This window comes from Streptomyces sp. NBC_01198 (assembly GCF_036010485.1).
GTDB lineage: Bacteria > Actinomycetota > Actinomycetes > Streptomycetales > Streptomycetaceae > Actinacidiphila.
The window spans coordinates 3,655,547-3,668,737 of sequence record NZ_CP108568.1; the positions used below are offsets into that span (position 1 = coordinate 3,655,547).

General features: G+C 68.4%; 13 protein-coding genes and 4 pseudogenes. 13 read left to right on the forward strand and 4 right to left on the reverse strand.

What is annotated here, in order from left to right; genetic code table 11:
- Positions 1–60: 60 nt before the first annotated feature.
- The 4 genes and pseudogenes from OG702_RS16405 to OG702_RS16420 form a co-directional block, all read left to right on the forward strand.
- Positions 61–417, forward strand: coding sequence for a winged helix-turn-helix transcriptional regulator (locus OG702_RS16405; RefSeq protein ID WP_327289630.1), 357 nt, complete (start codon positions 61–63; stop codon positions 415–417).
- A 100-nt stretch (positions 418–517) separates the two neighbouring features.
- Positions 518–1,030: a hypothetical protein gene (locus OG702_RS35480; protein ID WP_442814441.1), complete on the forward strand. Its 513-nt coding sequence runs from the start codon at positions 518–520 to the stop codon at positions 1,028–1,030.
- Between the two features lie 10 nt (positions 1,031–1,040).
- Complete coding sequence (locus tag OG702_RS16415) at positions 1,041–1,301, forward strand: Txe/YoeB family addiction module toxin (protein ID WP_327289631.1); 261 nt, start codon at positions 1,041–1,043, stop codon at positions 1,299–1,301.
- 175 nt (positions 1,302–1,476) lie between these two features.
- Positions 1,477–1,911, forward strand: a pseudogene (locus tag OG702_RS16420) (aminotransferase class I/II-fold pyridoxal phosphate-dependent enzyme); the annotation flags it as partial.
- 33 nt (positions 1,912–1,944) lie between these two features.
- On the opposite strand, the gene OG702_RS16425 reads toward OG702_RS16420, so the two are convergent.
- Positions 1,945–3,939: a HEAT repeat domain-containing protein gene (locus OG702_RS16425; protein ID WP_327289632.1), complete on the reverse strand. Its 1,995-nt coding sequence runs from the start codon at positions 3,937–3,939 to the stop codon at positions 1,945–1,947.
- 117 nt (positions 3,940–4,056) lie between these two features.
- On the opposite strand from OG702_RS16425, the gene OG702_RS16430 reads away from it, so the two are divergent.
- From OG702_RS16430 to OG702_RS16455, 6 genes and pseudogenes are all read left to right on the forward strand, one after another.
- Complete coding sequence (locus tag OG702_RS16430) at positions 4,057–4,317, forward strand: CopG family transcriptional regulator (RefSeq protein ID WP_327289633.1); 261 nt, start codon at positions 4,057–4,059, stop codon at positions 4,315–4,317.
- Positions 4,314–4,757: a PIN domain-containing protein gene (locus tag OG702_RS16435; RefSeq protein WP_327289634.1), complete on the forward strand. Its 444-nt coding sequence runs from the start codon at positions 4,314–4,316 to the stop codon at positions 4,755–4,757. The genes OG702_RS16430 and OG702_RS16435 overlap by 4 nt, the downstream gene beginning before the upstream one ends.
- A gap of 25 nt (positions 4,758–4,782) precedes the next feature.
- A pseudogene (locus OG702_RS16440) lies at positions 4,783–5,223 on the forward strand (aminotransferase class I/II-fold pyridoxal phosphate-dependent enzyme); the annotation flags it as partial.
- Between the two features lie 282 nt (positions 5,224–5,505).
- The gene (locus OG702_RS16445; RefSeq protein WP_327289635.1) at positions 5,506–5,880 is read left to right on the forward strand and encodes a VOC family protein; all 375 of its coding nucleotides are present in this window, start codon (positions 5,506–5,508) and stop codon (positions 5,878–5,880) included.
- A 124-nt stretch (positions 5,881–6,004) separates the two neighbouring features.
- Positions 6,005–6,379, forward strand: a pseudogene (locus OG702_RS16450) (aminotransferase class I/II-fold pyridoxal phosphate-dependent enzyme); the annotation flags it as partial.
- A gap of 400 nt (positions 6,380–6,779) precedes the next feature.
- On the forward strand, positions 6,780–7,403 hold the full coding sequence (locus tag OG702_RS16455) for a hypothetical protein (RefSeq protein ID WP_327289637.1): 624 nt from the start codon (positions 6,780–6,782) through the stop codon (positions 7,401–7,403).
- A 150-nt stretch (positions 7,404–7,553) separates the two neighbouring features.
- Here OG702_RS16455 and OG702_RS16460 read toward each other — a convergent pair whose 3' ends face one another.
- Complete coding sequence (locus OG702_RS16460; protein ID WP_327289638.1) at positions 7,554–8,102, reverse strand: Uma2 family endonuclease; 549 nt, start codon at positions 8,100–8,102, stop codon at positions 7,554–7,556.
- A 144-nt stretch (positions 8,103–8,246) separates the two neighbouring features.
- Positions 8,247–8,744, reverse strand: a complete 498-nt coding sequence (locus tag OG702_RS16465; RefSeq protein ID WP_327289639.1) for a hypothetical protein — start codon at positions 8,742–8,744, stop codon at positions 8,247–8,249.
- Between the two features lie 616 nt (positions 8,745–9,360).
- Between OG702_RS16465 and OG702_RS16470 the strand changes: the two genes are divergently transcribed.
- Together OG702_RS16470 and OG702_RS16475 are read left to right on the forward strand one after the other, a co-directional pair.
- On the forward strand, positions 9,361–11,358 hold the full coding sequence (locus OG702_RS16470; protein WP_327289640.1) for a PE-PGRS family protein: 1,998 nt from the start codon (positions 9,361–9,363) through the stop codon (positions 11,356–11,358).
- A gap of 45 nt (positions 11,359–11,403) precedes the next feature.
- Positions 11,404–11,565 (forward strand): annotated as a pseudogene (locus tag OG702_RS16475) (VapC toxin family PIN domain ribonuclease); the annotation flags it as partial.
- Positions 11,566–11,592: 27 nt separating this feature from the next.
- Here OG702_RS16475 and OG702_RS16480 read toward each other — a convergent pair.
- Positions 11,593–12,180 (reverse strand): SGNH/GDSL hydrolase family protein, encoded by a 588-nt coding sequence (locus tag OG702_RS16480; RefSeq protein WP_327289641.1) that lies wholly within the window; start codon positions 12,178–12,180, stop codon positions 11,593–11,595.
- 41 nt (positions 12,181–12,221) lie between these two features.
- Between OG702_RS16480 and OG702_RS16485 the strand changes: the two genes are divergently transcribed.
- The gene (locus tag OG702_RS16485) at positions 12,222–13,169 is read left to right on the forward strand and encodes a helix-turn-helix transcriptional regulator (RefSeq protein ID WP_327289642.1); all 948 of its coding nucleotides are present in this window, start codon (positions 12,222–12,224) and stop codon (positions 13,167–13,169) included.
- Positions 13,170–13,191 lie beyond the last annotated feature (22 nt).

Sequence of the window (13,191 nt, forward strand, 5' to 3'; positions counted from 1 at the left end):
CTCCTGCTTCGATTTTCGAATCAGTATGATGCTTCGATAACCGAAGCGCAAGGAGTGAGCATGGAAGCAAGCGCGCCACGTCCGGGTGTGCCAGTGCGGGGGTCCGAATCGGGTCGCCCAGTGATGGCCGCACTCGACCTGCTCGGACGGCGTTGGACGATGCGGATCCTGTGGGAACTGAGTCAAGCTCCGATCGGCTTCCGAGAATTGCAGCGCCGGTGCGAGCGCATGTCCTCCAGCGTGCTCAGTACCCGGATCGAGGAACTGTCCGGCGCCCGCCTACTCGCCCCGGACGGCGATGGCTACCACCTCACCCAGCTCGGCCAGGACCTCGTCGAGGCGCTGAGCCCGCTGGACGCCTGGAGTCGACGTTGGGCCGAGGAGACGGGACCCGCGACGGCGGGAGGGCTGAAATGATCACCGCGTCCTCGCCCGGCAATGAGTTCATACGGCCGTCGCAGCGTGCGGAGTCATTGGCGTTCACGGGTGGTTACGGCAGCAAGGTGAAGGCAGGCACATGGGTGGGTTTCACGACGCCGAAGTGCCGACGGTCGAGGGTGGCCACGCGGTTCACGCCGAAACACTCGGCGACAGCAATGACCGAGGCGTCGACTCTGCCGAGGGGGAAGTCCGCGTACTGGAAGACCGGCTCCCCCATACGGTTCGGATCTGGTCGTGGCTCAGGTGTGCCTGCGGCGGGGTGGATACGGAAACCGGCGTGGACGAGGTCGCGACGACGTCGTCATGTTCGAGCTGGACCACCGGTGCGCAACCGCGGAGGCGCAGATGGCGTTCTCCTTACGAGGCCACCCTCGAGGACATCGGCCACGTCCCACCTGACGTGCGGCACCTCAGCATCGGCATCGTCACGCCGGAGCCGACCGGGTCGGCTGCCGTTGAGGACTACGAGTCCCTGAAAGAGACGGCCTACCTGCTGCGTAGTCCGGCGAACGCCCGGCGCCTGCTCGCCTCGATCGATGAGCTGGAAACCGGCGGCGGCACGGTACGCAAGCTGGCGACCGACGAATAAGAGCCGACCGATGAAGATCACCTTCTCCTCCCGTGCCTGGGCGGACTACCTGTGGTGGCAGCTTCAGGACCGAGGAACCCTGAAGCGCATCAACACGCTCATCGCCGACATCGCCAGGAACGGCAATGACGGGATCGGCAAGCCGGAACCCCTCAAGCACGGATTCCAGGGTTATTGGTCGCGCCGTATCAACGACGAGCACCGACTGATCCACAAGGCGACCGAGGACAGTGTCCTGATCGCACAGTGCCGTTACCACTACGAGAGCTGACGGGATCCCATCGGATCGAGCGCAGAAACCGTGCTCCGAGCTCTGAGGTCGTCGCCCGGCCGCTGGCTGAGCGGTCCGGACAAGGAGGGGGGACCGATCTCGGCCAGTGCCCCCACCCGTACCGACTGCCCTGACGGGCCCGCCATCGACATACGAATGAGCGTGTGAACGCGGAGTGGCCTGGGTCGCCGGCTCCCCCGAACTGGTCGCGGCGGTGCGCACCGCCAAGCAGTTCCTGACCTACGTCGCCTCGGGCCCGTTCCAGTACGCCGTCGCCGAGGCCCTCGCCCTCCCCGACACGTACTACGCCGCCTTCCGCGAGGACCTCCGCACCAAGCGCGACCTCCTGGCCGCCGGCCTCACCGACGCCGGCTACGCCCCCCAGGGCACCTACTTCATCACCACCGACATCGCCGACCTCGCCCCCGGCACCGACGCCCTGACCTTCTGCCGCACACTCCCCGAGAAGTGCGGCGTCGTCGCCGTCCCCAACTCCGTCTTCTACGACCACCCCACCGCCGGCCGCACCCAAGTCCGCTACGCCTTCTGCAAACGCGAAACCGTCCTCACCGAAGCCGCCTCCCGCCTCCGCAAAGCCTTCAACAGCTGAGCCCCGCCCGGATCGGGCCCATGCGGTGCTCCGTCAGGAGCCGGGGGAAGACTGTCCCTCGCACACGGTGAGCAGTGCCTCGACGGCGGTGCGGATCGTCTCGTCCTGGGTGAATCCTCGCCAGCCGCCGTCGCTGCGCAGCCGGTGATCGCCGGCCGACACGCTGCCCAAGAGCTGGGCGGCAGGCCGGGCCGCGCGGCCGATCCGGACCAGGTAGTGCACTGCGGGGAGCATGACCGGACGGTAGGTGCCCTCGGCGAGGCCCCGCACGGCACTGATCAGGGCCGGGACAGTGCTGTCGGTGTCTCCAGTCACTGCCCACAGGGCGTGCGCTGCCTCGATGCGCGTCCAGGGGTCGGTGTCCGCGGTCATCACCCGGAGTCGATCCGCATGCTCGGCGGCAAGCGAGCCGAGGTCAGCGAGCTTGAGGAGGACGGGGCGCGGGATACTTCCCTCGTCGGGCGCGCGCCGGAGTGCTTCCAGGGCTGGTCCGGGCTCGCCACTGACTTTCCAGTAGGTCCAGGCGGCGATTTCTGCGTCTGGCCCGCCAGTGCCCCATCGGGCCAAGAGCAGGTCTTGTGCGCTGCTCCCCGCGCTGCCGATTCCCACCAGGGCTTTGGCCGCCGCCGTCCAGGTCCGGTCGTCCTCCAGCAGGCCGAGCAGCTGCGGAACCGCCGCCTTCGCCGCAGGACCCCAGTCCGCAAGCACGGCGCAGAGCCTGTCGAGCACGGAGACGTCCGTGGCTCCGTCGAGCTGTTCGCGGATCGTCGGCAGGAGCGGTTCGGCGTGGTCGGACAGATAACCGAGCACCTCGGGAACGGAGGGGAGGACGGCGTGGTGCCAACTCTCAGCGGGGTAGTGACCGGAGTTCGACGCGAAACCGGACGGCGAGCCGGCCATCACCTCGATCAAGCCTTGTACGCAGCGCGGATCGTTCATGCGGGCCAACGCCCACAGCGCAGCCTCGACGACCTTCTCTCGTTTGCCTGTGGCCCGGGCGGCCGAGTCGCCGATCATCGCGGCCACCTCGTCAACGTGAGCCGCAGCTGCCGGCCCGAGACAGGCCAGCAGCTCGACCGCCCGGAATCGGACCTCGGTAGCGGGGTCGTCCAGCCGCGCCACGAGTCTCGGAAGGATCGCAGCGGTCGGTGAGCGCCACTGAGCCAGCAACCCACCCGCCTGAACGAGGGCGCCGACCCGTTGCTCCTCGTCGGAATGGTCGACTAGCAGGCCGAGTGCGAACGCTGGGCACGGTCCCGGGTTGAGTGCCGCCGTCCAGCGCAGGACACCCTGAACGCCGGCTTCCACCGAACTGGTGCGGCGCCACAACTCGACGCCGGGCTCTCGGACCGCCTCCAACAGGAGATCGAGCCGACGGGCCGGAAGGGTCGGGTCACATGGGGTGAGCGTGTGCACCGCTGCCAGACGTATCTGGGCATCCGAAGCGTCGAGAAGCTCGCGAAGCAGGTCGAAGGTGCCGGCCGCGTCCACACCGGCCGGCTCTCGTCGGGCCGCCCCGCCGAGCGCGAGGATCAGATCGAGACGGGTCGCTGGATCCGCCTCCGACCGCCAGCACCGCAGCAGGGCGGGCAGCGTGAACTCACCGGGACTGCCGCAGGCACCGATCAGGTCGGCTGCCGCCCGCCTGATTTCCGGCTCGGGATCGGTGAGCAGGGCGAGCACCTCCGGCAGAGCCCGTTCCCAGGCGGGCTGCCAGCCGGGATCCAGGAACTTCTCAACGACCTGCCCGGCCTCGGCCGCCAGTCGCACCAACAGTTCCAGGACCGTCCGACGGGTCGGCACGTTCGGCGCCGCGGCCAGGCGCAGCAGGAAGGGCAGCGCGGCCGGCGCTGCGGAGCAGATCCAGCCACCCTGATGGAAGAGATGGTTGAGCAGATCGAAAGCCGCGCTGTTCGCGTCATCCGGATTCGGCCCCGTACACCGGCGCAGCAGACCTGGTACGTCCTCGGCGGACCCGTAGTTGTGCTCCAGACCCGCCCAGTCAACCGAATCCAGTCCCGCCCACATGCGTGCGACCCTACCGCCGTGGGCGGCGAGGATGTCGCGTCCGGAAGGCCATGACTCGACCGCACCGGTTCGAACTCCCACGTGCCCCACTAGTGGTACATGAACTATCATTGGTACATGTCCATGAAGCGCACAAACGTCTACGCAGACCCCGAAGATCTCGCCATCATCAAAGAAGCCGCCGCGCGTCGCGGTATCAGCGAGGCCGAGATCATCAGGCAGGGCATCCACCTCGCGGCCATGGCAAACCGGGTCTGGGACGAACCACTTTTCTCCCGAACCTTTGAAGGCCCGGGGCGTACTCCCTCCAAAGAGCACGTCCGCAACGCCGTGGCTGACGCCGTCCGGCGCGAGGGCGGCTCCGGGACCACAGCGTGATCATCGTTGTGGCCGACACCTCGGGCCTGCTGGCCGCGCTGGACTCGACGCACCCCGAGCACCAGGGAGCCAACGAGGCGATCATGGCCGCCGGCCTCCTCGTGATGTCCCCGCTACTGCTCGCTGAGATCGACCACGTCGCGACGCGCGAGCTGGGACGCGAGGCGGCTGTCAGCGCGATCGACGACATCAGGCGGTGGATGCGAGCGGGTCGGATCGTCGTGCCAGAAATCACCGAGGCCCACCTCTCCGCCGCACAAACCCAGCGAGCCCGGTATGCCGCCCTCAACCTCGACCTCGCGGACGCAGTGAACGTCGCCCTCGCCGCCGAATACGACACGGACGCCGTCCTCACCCTCGACCGCCGCGACTTTCGGGCGCTGCGCCCACTCGGCCGCCACAAGTCCTTCCGTCTTCTGCCCGACGACTTGCCCCTGTGACGGAATGAGCGTGTGAACGCGGAGTGGCCGGGTCACCGGCTCCCCCGAACTGGTCGCGGCGGTGCGCACCGCCAAGCAGTTCCTGACGTACGTCGCCTCGGGCCCGTTCCAGTACGCCGTCGCCGAGGCGCTCGCCCTGCCCGACACTTACTACGCCGCCTTCCGCGAGGACCTCCGCCGCAAGCGCGACCTCCTGGCCGCCGGCCTCACCGACGCCGGCTTCCAGGTCTACGCCCCCCAGGGCACCTACTTCATCACCACCGACATCGCCGACCTCGGCCCCGGCACCGACGCCCTGACCTTCTGCCGCACCCTCCCCGAGCGCTGCGGCGTCGTCGCCGTCCCCAACTCCGTCTTCTACGACCACCCCGACGCCGGCCGCACCCAAGTCCGCTACGCCTTCTGCAAACGCGAAAACGTCCTCACCGAAGCCGCCTCCCGCCTCCGCAAAGCCTTCAACGGCTGAGCCCCGCCGCTGAGGCAGCAACGTGAGCGCGGGCAAATGGGCAGGCCTCACGACGCCGAAATGCCGTCGATCCAGCGTGGCCACGCTGTCCACGCCGAAGTGCTCGGCGACGGCGATGACCGATGCGTCGACTCCGCCCAGCGAGAGGTCTTCTACGACCACCCCGCGGCCGGTGACGTCGGCAGACGCCACGGCGAGCGGCTACGGCGGAGTCCGCGCGACCGATGAGTTTCCGGCCGCGTCCCGGTCCTCATAGGGAGGAACCATATCCAGGAGGCAACCATGTTCGGTTCGACCAAGGCGTTCAGCGGATTCGCGGTGGACGACATCGAGGCGGCCAGGAAGTTCTACGGCGAGACGCTCGGGCTGAGGGTGTCCGAGCAGAACGGCATGCTGACCCTGCACATCGCGGGTGACCGGGACACCCTGGTCTACCCCAAAGCCGACCACACCCCGGCGACATACACGATTCTCAACTTTCCCGTCGCCGACATCGAGGCGGCGGTCGACGAGTTGAGCCGACGGGGCGTGGACTTCGAGCGCTACGCCCACGTCAAGACGGACGACAAGGGCATCTCCAGCGGCGGCGGCCCGCTGATCGCGTGGTTCACCGATCCCGCCGGGAATGTGCTCTCCGTCCTGCAGGAGCCCGCGTAAGCGGTCAAGGAGTGGCCCGATCCAGGGAGCCGCCGCGGCCATCACGGCCGCCGGCCCCCTGGTCGTACCCCCGCTCCCGCTCGCTGAGAAGACCACGTGCGGGGCACGGCTGGCCGGCCCACCACCGTTCGAGCGACGGGTCGGGCAGGCGGCAGCGAATGAGAGCAGCCAGCAGACTTCGGTCAGGACCGACTTCCGCGAGGACCTGCGGGCCAAGCGGGACCTGCTCGCCGCGGGCCTCACCGACGCGGGCTTCCAGGTCTACGCCCCGCAGGGCACGTACTTCATCACCACCGACATCGCCGACCTCGCCCCCGGCACCGACGCCCTGACCTTCTGCCGCACACTCCCCGAGAAGTGCGGCGTCGTCGCCGTCCCCAACTCCGTCTTCTACGACCACCCCACCGCCGGCCGCACCCAAGTCCGCTTCGCCTTCTGCAAACGCGAAACCGTCCTCACCGAAGCAGCCTCCCGCCTCCGCAAAGCCTTCAACAGCTGAGCGCTGACGGAACTGCCGCTGGCGCGCGAAGGAGAAGGCAGCGTACGGTCGGCGGGTCCACGAGTGGGGGGCCGTCACTCGCGTGGACTCGTCGGGGGGGATGGGCATGGGGGACTGTCGTCGTGGGGTCGCCGTCATTGCACGAGCGGGTGCCGCGGCGCTGGCGCTCGCCCTCGTGGCCGGGTGCTCCGGCGCCAAGAGCGGTGACTCGGGCTCGGCGTCCACCAGCCGGGCAAGCACCACCGCGAGTCCCCGGAGCGCTGCGCCCACCTCCGACCCCGACCCGCGGCACCTGGTCCTCGGGGACTGCTTCACCGCCGGTCGCGTCACGTTGAAGGGCGGGATCGGAGCACCGGGGGCAGTTCACGTCGTGCCCTGCGACCGACCACACAACGCGGAGGTGTTCGGCAGATTCATCGTCGCCGGCTCCGACTACCCGACCACGCGGTCCTGGGGTCCCCTTGCCGACATCGACTGCGGGAATCTGGCCCCGCAATACGACATGGACAGCTGGACGCTTGCACCATCCGTCGCCCCCGTTCGCTTCTTCCTGCCGACGCGGGGCCAGTGGGCGGACGGCGACCACAGCGGCGTCTGCTACTGGGCCCCGGCCCCCGGACCAGCCGCCGCCAGCCTGCGGCACGACCACACCACGCTGTCCCCCGACCAGTACGCTTACCTCGACGCGGCGCAGCGGCCCGAGTCCGCACTCGCGGAGACCCCGCAGAAGTGGGGAGAAAACAGCCTGGACTCCTACCAGAACTGGGCAGGCGGTATCGCCGACTCCCTGACCACCGAGGCGCACTTGGTGAAGATGCACCGCTGGCCCGTCCCGGACCAAGGGCCGGCCAGCGCCCTCCTCCAACGGCTTGCCACGCTCACCCCCCTCTGGCGCAACGCCTCCCGGATGGTGACCCTCCCGAGCCTCAAGAAGGCGGTGCGAAACGCGCAGGCGCAGACGACAACGCCCCAGGAACGCGCCTTCCGAGCAGCCCTGGGCCTACCCACCACCCACCTGGGATGACCCGCACGCCGCCACGCCCCCGGGACAGGACCACACGGATGGGCACCACGGGCGGCCTTCGCTACGGCAGTCGAGCGAGTACCCCCACGCGATCGGGCCTCGCGGCCGGGCCGCGGTTCCTGAGCCGGTCCTGGGTCGGTGCCGCGTTCGTCAGCGGGCGTCTTCCTCGGGGCGCGGAAGTTCGTCGAGGTCCAGGGTGAAAGTGCGACCGTCGGCAAGGGGGATGGAGAGCTTGCCGGTGCCGTACTTGTGGGTGTGCGCAGCGATGTAACCGGTGGCGGTCGGCTGGGTATGGAGGACGACTTCCTGGGTGTACGGGTCCACCACCAGGTAGGCGGGAATGCCGTACCGGCCGTACTTCGCAGTGCAGTCGTCGTAGTCCTTGCGTGCCGAGGACGTGGAGACCACTTCCGAGATCAGCAGGACGTCTTCGAAGCTGTAGCGCTTGCCTTGTCTATGAGCATCCTCGCGGAGGATGGCCAGATCAGGAGCTGAGTTCTCGTCGGCGGGGAAGTCGATGTAGACGTCAGAGGTGACTTTCGCGTGGCGGCCGAGAGCGAGAGCCGAGTCGATCTGCATCGACCTGATGGTGCTGGAGTGCTCTTCACTCTGCGGGGTCATGATCACCTTTCCGTCGGCCCCGAACAGGACCGTGTACCCCTCGGGGAACTCGGTGTGCGCGATCGCGTCGACGCTCATGGACGGCTCCTTCCCGTGTGTGGTCAGAATACGGCGAACAGTCCGGCGTCACCGGGCTCGATGAGTCGCAAACGAGGTCGATCGCACCAGGTGCATCAGGCCGACCGCCGTGTACCGACGGTCGCCCTTCGTATGCGCCCCTGATCAGCGGGCGGCACGTGCTTCGAGCCAGCGTGCCGCGGAGGTCTCATCCACCGAGTAGAACGCCTCCGCTGTCTGCTTGCCGTCCACCTCCCCACCCCATGTGAAGGTCATGGGCCAGTTCCCGCGGCCGTAGTGCGCGTGGATATGCCGTGTGAGAGCAGCCAGCGATCCGCGCAACTGCTCACGCTCGATGCCGAGCCGATCGACGAGGACCGTCGTGCTGAATCTCGTACCGGGGTGTCCGGCCAACACATCGAGGACCGCCGCGACCCGGCTGATCGACGGCAACTTGGTGGCGGCCAAGGAGCGGAGGTCTGCCACCTCCCACTCGGCATACGGCCGATTCGCGTCCGGATCGGCGCCCTTCGTACCTCCTGGCAGAGGGCTTTCCGCTCCGAGGTCTGCGCTCCCGTCCAGTTCGGCGATGAACGCGTACACCTTCATGACGTACTCCTGCGGCACATGAACAGCGACGAACTGCCGGTCTCGGTCTTCCACGGCCTGACCTCTCCAATAGTACACCGTCTACTTCTATAGTAGACGGTATGCAGCCTAGGGCTTGCTGTCTATATTCCCGAGTAGACGGTATATCTCTGGTACTGCCATCCGCTGTTTCCTGAGCCCCACATCGGGCGCCGAGCACTCAACCGAATGGGTGTGTGAACGCGGAGTGGGCTGGGTGACGGGCTCCGCGGATATGGGCGCCGCGGTCCGCACCGCGAAGCAGTTCCTGACCGCCGCCGGCCGCACACCCAGGTCCGCTTCGCCTTCCGCAAACGCGAAAACGTCCTCACCGAAGCGGCATCAAAGCTTCGCAAGGCCTTCAACGGCTGAGCCCCGCCCTTACAAGGCGGATGTCCACCGCGCTGACGCCCCCCGGGCGGCCTTCGTCACGGCAACCGTGTACGTGTCCTCACGCGATCGGGCTTCCGGCCGGGCCGCGGTTCCTGAGCCGGTCCTGGGTCGGTGCCGCGTTCGTCAGCGGGCGTCTTCCCCGGGGCGCGGAAGTTCGTCGAGGTCCAGGGTGAAAATGCGACCGTCGGCAAGGGGGATGGAGTCTGCTCCCCGCCCGTAGTTGGGAAAGCAGAGAGCCGCTTCGGGCAGGATGAGGGGCATGGCGGGTGGGAAGGACGAGCTCATAGGGCTGTTGCAGCGTGCGGGGCTGGAAGTCGTAGGGGACCGGCAGATCGAGGAGGTACTGCCGCCCCGAGCAGCTTGGCGACCGGTCATCTCGGGCAGCGCCAAACCGACCGTGGCCGTGCGGGACGATCGGCCCGACCTGATCGCCGAGCTCAACGCGCAGTGGCACCTGCTCGCGGCCGGCAGCGGGGTCATTGGCGAGGACGGAGTATTCCTCGTCGATGTCGCCGGCCGCTGGACAGGAAGTGCCCCCAGGCGCTGGACACGGGTGCGGCTCACCGGTCAGTGGGACCTCGCCGGGGTCCTCGGTGAGCGGCCCGGGCAGCCGGAGTTCGTCACTCTCTCGACGGACGGCAGCGTCCTGATCGGGGTGACCACCGAAGAGGACGAGATCTGGTTCACCCTGCTGGACCACATCGCAGAGCGGCAGGAGGCAGCCGCTCGGGCGGCAGCCCGGGAAACCCCTCAGCAACGGGAAGCAGCTTGGGCAGGGCTGATTCAAGGACCGAAGCCTTCGACGAGACTGGGCGAGAAGTGGGCGCACGGGCTTGCCCTCAACCCGGCCGCACCCGATGACCTCCGCGCCCGCCTCCTGGGCCTGTCGCACCACCTCCTGTGGCGCCCCCTGCCGACGGCGGTCGTCGAGGCGGCCATGGCCCACCCGGATCGGAAGCTGCGGCAGTTGCTCGCCGAGGCCCAGCCGAACATCACCGCTGAGCAGTGGGGCCGCCTGATCCTGAGCGAACCGGAATCCCGGCACCGGTGGATCCTCACCATGCTCGCGGCGGACCGGCGTGCCGAACTCACCAGCTACGCGTACGAGCAGCTCGCCACCGACCCGTCCGTGCGGGTCCGCGAAGAGACCGCTCGCCTTCCTGGCCTGCCCGTACGGATACTCACCGCCCTGGCCGTCGACGTCGACCCGTCCGTGCGAGCCTCGGCCTGCCGGAGGGCTTGGCCTCATCTGGACACTCCGGCCCGGCGCGCACTGCTGAACGATCCCTCCGGCAAGGTCCGCGTTGAGGCGCTGCTCCAATACCACCAGGAGCACCCGATGCCCCGGTCGGTCTTTGAGACCGCGGAATTCACCGACCGCGCGCTGGGCGCATGCCGTCTGGAGCACGGCCTCGCCGAACACCTGGCCCGCCACGGCAGTCCGGCTCAGCGTTGCTCCCTCGCGGGCAATCCGCACCTGGACCCGGACCTGGTCAGCCTCCTATCCCAGGATCCCGACGAGAGCGTTCGGTCCGTGGTGGCCATACGCTCCGACCTCTCCGAGGAACAGCGGGCCTCCATTCCCATCGACTTCGACCCGCGCGGCCACCACTCTCCGCTCGACTGGGTCATGGCACTTCACCAGGATCCCGACGCCACGCGCCGTTTGGCCGCCTCCACCCACCCCCTCGTCCGCAGGAGCGTCGCCCGGGCCCAGCACCTCCCGCCGGACGTCGTCGAACGCCTTGCCGGCGACGAAGACCGTGTCGTCCAGCTCTTTCTCGCGGAATCCTGCGACGACGCGCCCGCGGACATGCTGCTCAGGGTGTGGCAGTGGTGGACCGGCAGCCTCAGCACTCCCGACCGCCCCCACGGTCATCCGAACTTCCCCCGCCGCGACCTGCTCCGTCACGCCGACGACCCGAACCCACGGATGCGCCAACTTGCCTTGGACGACCCGGAGTCGACAGCCGTTCTGGTCGAACGGTTCAGCCGGGACAGTGATGGGGAAGTTCGACACCGAGCCGCCACCGACCCTCGGCTGACAGCAGAATCGGCGGTACGCCTGCTTGACGACCCGCACGAACGCGTACGCCACGCGGCCGCCCTGCACCCCAGCCTGCCCGCACAGGTGCTGATCCGGCTGCTGCGGGACACTGACACCGCACAGACGGCAGCGCGGCACCCGGCATTGCCCACCACTGTCATGGAGCAGATGCTCCAGTGGGTCCAGCCCAGCGCCGCAGCGGGGCCGTGAGCCGGCCGCGAGGCCCACCTCTCCGGCGCACAGACCTTGCCAGCCCGGTATGCCGCGCTCAACCTCGGCCTCGCGGACGCTGTGAACGTCGCCCTCGCCGCCGAATACGACACGGACGCCGTCCTCACCCTCGACCGCCGCGACTTCCGCGCCGTCCGCCCGCTCGGCCGCCACAAGTCCTTCCGCCTTCTGCCCGACGACCTGCCCCGCGTTCCCATGCCGCGAGGAGCTACTTCATCGTGCGACCGCCCTGATCGCGTCGGCGATCTCGGGCACCAGCTTCTCGTAGGCCTCGCGCGTCAGATGGATGCCATCGTCGTCGTACGCCGCCAGCGCGAGTGGTCCGGTTATCGCCCCGACATCCAGTGCGATGCCGCCGGACGCCTTGACCAACTCGGCCAGAATCCGACCGAAGCCCCGGATCCGGGGGTTGACCTCGTCGGCTGTGTAGGGGGCGAAAGCGCGCAGCAGGTCACGCGGTAGAAGGGCGATCCACCGTCCTCCGCCTTCCATTTCCCGGGACAGGTTCTCGCGGAAGGCTGCCGGGGAACTGCCGAAGGGCGGGTGGCTGTCGCTGCTTCCGATCGACACCACGACCGCCTCGTAGTCCCGCACTGTCCGGTCGCCGATCTGCTGGCGAAGGGATCCGGACCATGCGCCTCCTGCGGCGCGGCACTCGACGTCGGCGCCGAACGCTTGCGGCACCAGGTCGGGGAGTTCGTCGTACAGGCGAGCGAGGTTGCTGTCGCCTACAAGAAGGACCGTCATTTGTACATCCTCGGGCCGGTCGGTCTCACTGGACGACTGCAGCTTGCCCGTCATACATGACGGCTTCCGTCATGTTTCCTGGGATTCTTGATCCCGTGACTTCGGATCGTTTCTTCGCACTGCTGCTGGCGCTGCAGACTCGGGAGCCCGTGACGACCGCCGATCTGGCGGCGCACGTCGGTGTGTCGGTCCGTACCGTCCTGCGCGACCTGCGGTGGCTGCAAGAAGCGGGCTTCCCGCTGCTGATCCGACGAGGCCGTTGGGGCGGGGTGACCCTTCTCTCCGGTGGGTTGCTCGACACGTCACGGCTCACCCCCGGCGAGCGGGACCATCTCGCGCTCTACGGCCTCGACGACATGCAGCGCGAGCAACTGGGAGCCGCGGCCGACACCCAGCGCGCGCACGAGAAGATGCGATCGGCCCTGCGCCTGTCGAACACCGATGTGCTGCCGTTGAGCGCGGTCGTGACCACCGACAACAGACCGTGGTTCTCCGGAGACATCGAAGGACTGCCTCCGGCAGCGCTGGTGGGTGACCTGCGGCGAGGTGTGCGGCTGCGTATCCGCTACCGCCGATCCGAGGACGTCGAGGCCACCTGGCGGGTCGTAGACCCGTACGGGCTGCTGGCCAAAGCCGGGAGGTGGTATCTCGTGGCGGACTCCGCGGGCCGTCCCCTGCTTCACGCGCTGGAACGGATCGTCGACTGGGAGCCGGTTCGGGCAGCTCGTCGAATGCGTCCGAACGTGACCCTGGAAAGCGTCGCAAGCGAACTGACGGCGCACTGGGACAACGCGGAAGCCTTCCGGATCCACGCCGAAATCGACTCGGACCAACTCAGTCGAGCGAGGCGCATCCTCGGCCGCCGCTTGACCGTTCGGGACACCGCGGGAACGCAACGAGTACGCATCACGGTCACCGCTCGGGACGTGGAGGACGTTCGCCTGCTCCTGCAGTTCGGCAACAGCGTCACCGTCACCGGCCCCGCAAAAGCCCGCGAGCGCATCCGAGACATCGCTGCACAGATCCTTCAGAGGTACTCCTAGCCCGAGGCAGTCCCCGCCCAAG

Excerpts from the sequence above, each read along its gene's own strand:
- OG702_RS16405 (WP_327289630.1), top strand. The coding sequence starts at position 61 with ATGGAAGCAAGCGCGCCACGTCCGGGTGTGCCAGTGCGGGGGTCCGAA.
- OG702_RS35480 (WP_442814441.1), top strand. The coding sequence starts at position 518 with ATGGGTGGGTTTCACGACGCCGAAGTGCCGACGGTCGAGGGTGGCCAC.
- OG702_RS16415 (WP_327289631.1), top strand. The coding sequence starts at position 1,041 with ATGAAGATCACCTTCTCCTCCCGTGCCTGGGCGGACTACCTGTGGTGG.
- OG702_RS16425 (WP_327289632.1), bottom strand. The coding sequence starts at position 3,939 with ATGTGGGCGGGACTGGATTCGGTTGACTGGGCGGGTCTGGAGCACAAC.
- OG702_RS16430 (WP_327289633.1), top strand. The coding sequence starts at position 4,057 with ATGTCCATGAAGCGCACAAACGTCTACGCAGACCCCGAAGATCTCGCC.
- OG702_RS16445 (WP_327289635.1), top strand. The coding sequence starts at position 5,506 with ATGTTCGGTTCGACCAAGGCGTTCAGCGGATTCGCGGTGGACGACATC.
- OG702_RS16460 (WP_327289638.1), bottom strand. The coding sequence starts at position 8,102 with ATGAGCGTCGACGCGATCGCGCACACCGAGTTCCCCGAGGGGTACACG.
- OG702_RS16470 (WP_327289640.1), top strand. The coding sequence starts at position 9,361 with ATGGCGGGTGGGAAGGACGAGCTCATAGGGCTGTTGCAGCGTGCGGGG.
- OG702_RS16480 (WP_327289641.1), bottom strand. The coding sequence starts at position 12,180 with ATGACGGGCAAGCTGCAGTCGTCCAGTGAGACCGACCGGCCCGAGGAT.